Here is a 6,290-nt window from a genome sequence, read left to right on the forward strand (position 1 = left end):
CTGAACGGCGCCGCAGCAGGGACTGCTTCTTCAGCGCGACTGCCGCCTACCGCCTGTCCTTGGCCGTCGCCCACCCGTGCTGGGCCGCCACGTTCTGCTTCACCTCGGCGAGCTGGACGGCGACCGCTGCGGGCGCGGTGCCGCCGCGGCCGTCACGGGAGGCGAGGGCGCCGGGGACGTTGAGGACCGAGCGCACCTCGGGGGTGAGGCGGGCGGAGATCTTCGCGAACTGCTCGTCCGTCAGCTCGTCCAGCTCCTTGCCGTCGGCCTCGGCGACCTTGACGCACTCGCCGGCCACCTCGTGCGCGACACGGAACGGCTCGCCCTGCTTGACCAGCCACTCGGCGATGTCGGTGGCCAGGGAGAAGCCGGCCGGGGCCAGTTCCTCCATGCGCTCGCGGTGCACGGTGAGGGTGGCGATCATGCCGGTGAAGGCGGGGAGCAGGACCTCCAGCTGGTCGCAGCAGTCGAAGACCGGCTCCTTGTCCTCCTGGAGGTCGCGGTTGTAGGCCAGGGGCAGGGCCTTGAGGGTGGCCATGAGGCCGGTGAGGTTGCCGATCAGGCGGCCCGACTTGCCGCGCGCCAGCTCCGCGATGTCCGGGTTCTTCTTCTGCGGCATGATCGACGAACCCGTGGAGAACGCATCGTGCAGGGTGACGAAGGAGAACTCCTTCGTGTTCCAGATGATGATCTCCTCGGCGATCCGGGAGAGGTTCACGCCGATCATCGCGGTGATGAAGGCGAACTCGGCGACGAAGTCGCGGGAGGCCGTGCCGTCGATGGAGTTGCCGACGCTGCCGTGCTCGAAGCCGAGGTCCTCGGCCACCGCCTCCGGGTCCAGGCCGAGGGAGGAGCCGGCCAGCGCGCCGGAGCCGTACGGCGAAACGGCCGTGCGCTCGTCCCACTGGCGCAGCCGCTCCGCGTCCCGGGACAGCGCTTGCACGTGCGCGAGGACATGGTGGGCGAAGAGGACCGGCTGGGCGTGCTGGAGGTGCGTGCGGCCGGGCATCGCCACGTCCGGGTGGGCTTCCGCCAGAGCGATGAAGGCCTCTTGGAGCTCGGCGATCAGGCCGCCGATGATCCGGGCGTGATCGCGCAGGTACATCCGGAACAGGGTGGCGACCTGGTCGTTGCGGGAACGGCCCGCGCGCAGCTTGCCGCCCAGGTCGGGACCGAGGCGCTCCAGCAGTCCGCGCTCCAGGGCGGTGTGGACGTCCTCGTCGGCGACGGTGCCCACGAAGGAGCCGTCGGCGACGTCCGCCTCGAGCCGGTCGAGTCCTTCGAGCATCCGGGTCAGCTCGTCCTCGGTGAGCAGGCCCGCCTTGTGCAGCACGCGCGCGTGGGCGCGGGATCCGGCGATGTCGTAGGGCGCGAGACGCCAGTCGAAGTGGACGGACGCGGACAGCTTGGCCAGGGCCTCGGCGGGACCGTCGGCGAAACGGCCGCCCCAGAGCCTTACGTCACCGCTGTTGCTGCTCACTTGCGTTGCTCCTCACCGCTGCACCTCGACGTGTATGCATGAGTATGCAGAGCTATGCATGATTCGTCAATTCGGCCTCACCGGATCGAGGGGCCGGACGGCTTCTCGAAGCTTTTTTGAAGACACCTTGAACAACGGCAACCGCTTACCCGTACTCACCGCTGAACGCTGGCGCCGCGTTGGTACACCCACTCCTGACCCAAGTGAGGCATTCCCATGTCCAGGGCTCTTCCGAAGTACAACAAGCGTCGCGTGGCGATCATCGGCGGCGCCGTCGCCGTGGCTCTGACCGGTGCGGTCGTGGTGAACACCGCCCTGGCCGGGGAGTCCAAGAGCGGGGCGACCAACGCCCAGACGCTCGCCGCCGGCCCCGGCACGATCGTGTGCCCGGACGTGACCTCGAAGCTGCCGGCGATCCCGGCCTCCGCCAAGGCCGAGGTCGACCGCAACCTGGCCCTGCTGCAGACGCAGATCCAGGAGGCCAACACGCGGCTGCAGAACACCGTGGGCCAGGGCGGCCCCAACTTCGTGCAGAACGCGATCCTCGGCCCGCTGAAGGACAAGCGCGTCTCGACGGTCAACCGCATCGCCACGGCCATCGGCCGTACGGCGGCCAAGCCGACGGGCCTGGACGCGCTGGCGCCGTGCGCCCTCAACGCGGGCGGCGCGGCCACCGGCGGCGGCGCGACCGCCCCCGCGACGGGGAACAACGGCAACAACGCGAACGCCGGGAACAACGGCAACGCCGGGAACAACGCGAACAACGGCAACAACAACGCGGGCAACGCCGGCGCGGTCGGGACGATCAGCTGCCCGGACGTGGCCTCGCAGCTCCCGGCGGTCCCCGCCTCCGCCCAGGCCGAGGTCGACCGCAACCTCGCCCTGCTCCAGACCCAGATCAACGAGGCCAACACCCGCCTGAAGAGCACGGTCGGCCAGGGCGGCCCCAACTTCGTGCAGAACGCGATCCTCGGCCCGCTGCAGGGCAAGCGCGAGTCCACCATCGACCGCATCGCCATCTCGATCGGCCGTCAGGGGACCAAGCCGCAGGGGCTGAACGTCCTCGCCACCTGCACGCTGAACAAGTGACGTGACAGGCGTGGTGGCCGCCCCGAGGACCCGCCGACCGGGGCGGCCACCGGCTGTCCGCTTATCTCCTTAGACAAGCGAAAAGCTTTCCCGGATAATCGTTAGACATGGGAAAGACCTATGAGCGCATAGACGGCAGGCTCCGGACCTTCATCGAGGAGCAGCCCCTCTTCTTCACCGCGACCGCGCCCCTGGCGGGCGACGGCACGGTGAACCTCTCCCCCAAAGGACTCAAGGGTTCGTTCGCGGTGCTCGACGAGCACACCGTCGCCTACCTCGACTTCGCCGGGTCCACCGCGGAGACCGTCGCGCACCTGCGCGAGAACGGCCGGATCACGCTGATGTGGTGCGCCTTCCAGGGGCCGCCCACCATCGTGCGGGTGCACGGCCGGGGCGAGCCGGTCTTCCGGGACGACCCCCGCTTCCGGGACCTCCTCGCCCGCTTCCCCGACATCGATCCGGCCCTGCACGGGCTGCGCGCGATCATCGTCGTGCACGCCGAACTCGTCCGGGACAGCTGCGGGTACGCGGTGCCCTTCATGACGTACGACGAGGACCGCGAGCTGCACGGCAAGCGGTTCGCACGGGAGGACGACGACTCCCTCAGCGCGTACTTCGCGAAGAAGGAGCACATCGCCACCAGCATGGACGGGCTGCCCGGGCTGCCGTTGCCGCTCGGCCCGATGTGACGCGCACGGTCGGCCCACCCCGGCCTGCCCGAGCCCCCGCTCTCGCCTAGCGTCCGCATCATGCGCTCCCGTGTCCTCGCCGCTCTCCTCGTCTGCCCGGCCCTGCTGCTGCTCGGCGCCGCACCGCCCGGCGGCGGGCCGGCGCCCCTGCCGGCGCGGATGGCGGACACGGGCGGCGGCACCCAGCTGATCACCGCCGCGGCGGCGAAGCCCGGTGCGGTCTCGGGCACGATCGCGTGGTGGGACCTGCACGGCGGCCGGTGGGTCCGCGCCGGCTCCGCCCCGGCCCGGTTCGGCGCGAACGGCCTGGTCGAGGGGGCCGCGCGCCGGCAGGGCACGAACACCACGCCGACGGGCCTGTACGGTCTCCCGTTCGCCTTCGGCCTGCTCCCGGCGCCGAGCGGCACGAGGTATCCGTACCGTCCCGTGCGACAGAGCTCCTGGTGGTGCCAGGACCTCGCCTCCGCCGCCTACAACCGCTGGACCGAACCCCGCCCGGCCGACTGCCGTGCCGCGGAGTCCGAGCATCTGGTGACGTACCGGACGCAGTACGCGCACGCGCTGGTGATCGGGTTCAACTACGCCAGGCCCGTGCGCGGCCGTGGAGCCGGGATCTTCCTGCACGTCGACGGCCGCGGGGCGACGGCCGGTTGCGTGTCGGCGCCGGCGGACGCGCTGCGCCGGATCCTCGCGTGGGCCCGGCCGGGCGGGCGCCCCCACATCGCGATCGGCACGTCCGCCGGGCCGACGGCGATCACCCGCTACTGAGCGCCCCCGCCCCCGGGAGCGCTGCACACCCTCCACAGGCAGGCGCGAGCACGGGTTACCGGCGGTCGCACCGTTCAGCGGACGCTCTCCACCGTCTCGGCGCGACGCTGAACACTCCGCGCTCGCGGCCCGTATCCAAGGGCCAAGGGTCCGTACCCACGGAGGAACAGTGACCACGACGATCGCCGGCGGCCGTGCCGCCCGCCGCCAGACGATGCGCCGCATCCGTCCGCGCCGCTCCCCGGCCGTTCCGCTGCTGCTCGCCGTGTGGGCGGGCGCGGCGGGCGTGCTGTGGCTGTGGTGGAGCAACACGCCGAACATCGCGGACGACAACAGCAAGATCCTCAACGCGGGACGGATCACCGGTCTGCTCGCCGGCTACCTGATGGCGCTCGTCGTGCTGCAGATGGCGCGAGTGCCCGCGCTGGAGCGGCGGGTGGGCTCGGACCGGGTCGCCCGCTGGCACGCGATGAGCGGCCGGTACACGCTCTGCCTGGTCTTCGCGCACGTCTTCCTCATCATGTGGGGGTACGCGCTGCAGGCCGGCAAGTCGCTGGGGGACATCGTCCAGCAGACGATCGACTCGGTCGAGCAGCTGCCGGACATGGGCAAGGCGGCCATCGGCACCGGTCTGTTCCTGCTGATCGGGCTGGTGTCGATCGCGCCGGTGCGCAAGCGGATGCCGTACGACACCTGGTACCACATCCACCTGATGACGTACGCGGCCGTGTTCCTGACGTTCTGGCACCAGATCACCACCGGCAACGACTTCGCCGTCGAGCCGACCGCGAAAACCGTCTGGTACGCGCTGTACGGGTCGGTCACCGCGCTGGTCGTCTGGTACCGCATCGTCACCCCGCTGCGGCTGAACCTGCGGCACCGCATGTACGTCGAGGCGGTCATCGAGGAGACGCCGGGCATCGTGTCCGTGCTCATCGGCGGGCGCAAGCTGCACCGGATGGGCGCGGAGGCCGGACAGTTCTTCCGCTGGCGGTTCATGGCCCCGGGGATGCGCTTCAGCTCCCACCCGTACTCGCTGTCGGCGGCCCCCCGCCCGGAGCTGCTGCGGATCACGGTCAAGGCCATCGGCGACCACAGCGCCGCGCTGCGCGAGCTGCGGCCCGGCACGAAGGTGTGGGCCGAGGGACCGTACGGCGCGATGACGGCCTCCCGGCGCAGCCGCGGCAAGGTGCTCCTGGTGGCCGGCGGGGTCGGCATCACTCCGATGCGGGCGCTGTTCGAGACGCTGCCCGGCGGGGCCGGTGACATCACGCTGCTCTACCGGGCCAACAGCACCCAGGACCTGGCCCTGTGGGACGAGCTGGCGAAGATCGCCGACGAGCGTGGGGCGCGGCTGATGTACGCCGTCAACAGCCCGGACGGCGAGCGTCCCGACATCTCGGCGGAGTCCCTTCAGCGGAAGATCCCCGACATCGACAGCCATGACGTCTTCATGTGCGGGCCGAACGGCTTCGCCCAGGGTGTGTACGAGGCACTGCGCGGCGCCGGGGTTCCCGCCCGCCGCATCCACCACGAGTCGTTCGAGATGTGAGCGACCCGTACGCACGGGAACCTCGCCACCAACGGAAACCAGGAGCTCAGAAAGCGATGAGGAAGAGCCACCCTCTTCGGCGGGTCGTGCTGGCCACTGCCGCCACCGTGTCCGGGATCGTGCTGCTGCTGTCGCTGAAGCCGTCGTCCGACCCCGGCTCCGCGCAGGCGGCGGGTTCGGGCACGGGCGCTGCGGCGCAGGAAGCGGCACAGGGCGGAGCCGGTGCGCCGGTGACCGGCACGATGACCGGTGACGCCGTCCAGACGCAGTACGGGGCCGTGCAGGTGCGGATCACCGTCGTAGCGAACAAGATCACCAAGGCCGAGGCCGTCCAGGCCCCCAAGGGCGGCACCAGCGACCAGAAGACCGCTCTGGCGGTGCCCAAGCTCAACGCGGCCGTCGTCGCCAAGCAGAGCCCGGACATCGACACGGTCTCGGGCGCCACGTACACCAGCGAGGGCTACAAGAAGTCGCTGCAGTCGGCGATCGACAAGGCGAACGCGAGCGCCGGGGCCGGGTCCGGAGCCTCCCAGGGGTCCGGCAGCGCGCAGGCCGCGGGCGCCTTCACGGGGACGGCGGTCCAGACGCAGTACGGAACCGTGCAGGTCCGGATCACCGTGGCCGGCGGGAAGATCACCAAGGCCGAGGCCGTCCAGGCGCCCAAGGGCGGCACCAGCGACCAGAAGACCCAGCTGTCCGTCCCCAAGCTCAA

The 6,290-nt window shown here is 70.9% G+C and carries 6 protein-coding genes; 5 read left to right on the forward strand and 1 reads right to left on the reverse strand.

Annotated elements, in window-relative coordinates:
• Positions 1-46 precede the first annotated feature (46 nt).
• On the reverse strand, positions 47-1,480 hold the full coding sequence (gene argH, locus ACFVYK_RS05310) for an argininosuccinate lyase (RefSeq protein ID WP_389768731.1): 1,434 nt from the start codon (positions 1,478-1,480) through the stop codon (positions 47-49).
• A 216-nt stretch (positions 1,481-1,696) separates the two neighbouring features.
• On the opposite strand from argH, the gene ACFVYK_RS05315 reads away from it, so the two are divergent.
• From ACFVYK_RS05315 to ACFVYK_RS05335, 5 genes are all read left to right on the forward strand, one after another.
• Positions 1,697-2,569 (forward strand): hypothetical protein, encoded by an 873-nt coding sequence (locus tag ACFVYK_RS05315; protein ID WP_389768734.1) that lies wholly within the window; start codon positions 1,697-1,699, stop codon positions 2,567-2,569.
• A gap of 107 nt (positions 2,570-2,676) precedes the next feature.
• The gene (locus tag ACFVYK_RS05320) at positions 2,677-3,258 is read left to right on the forward strand and encodes a pyridoxamine 5'-phosphate oxidase family protein (RefSeq protein ID WP_389768737.1); all 582 of its coding nucleotides are present in this window, start codon (positions 2,677-2,679) and stop codon (positions 3,256-3,258) included.
• Between the two features lie 60 nt (positions 3,259-3,318).
• Positions 3,319-4,026, forward strand: coding sequence for a L,D-transpeptidase (locus ACFVYK_RS05325; protein WP_389768740.1), 708 nt, complete (start codon positions 3,319-3,321; stop codon positions 4,024-4,026).
• Positions 4,027-4,195: 169 nt separating this feature from the next.
• The gene (locus tag ACFVYK_RS05330; RefSeq protein WP_389768743.1) at positions 4,196-5,578 is read left to right on the forward strand and encodes a ferric reductase-like transmembrane domain-containing protein; all 1,383 of its coding nucleotides are present in this window, start codon (positions 4,196-4,198) and stop codon (positions 5,576-5,578) included.
• Between the two features lie 56 nt (positions 5,579-5,634).
• Positions 5,635-6,290 (forward strand): FMN-binding protein (locus tag ACFVYK_RS05335; RefSeq protein WP_389768746.1); only part of this gene is annotated, 656 nt, incomplete at its 3' end.

This window comes from Streptomyces sp. NPDC058291, from assembly GCF_042880855.1.
Classification (GTDB): domain Bacteria; phylum Actinomycetota; class Actinomycetes; order Streptomycetales; family Streptomycetaceae; genus Streptomyces.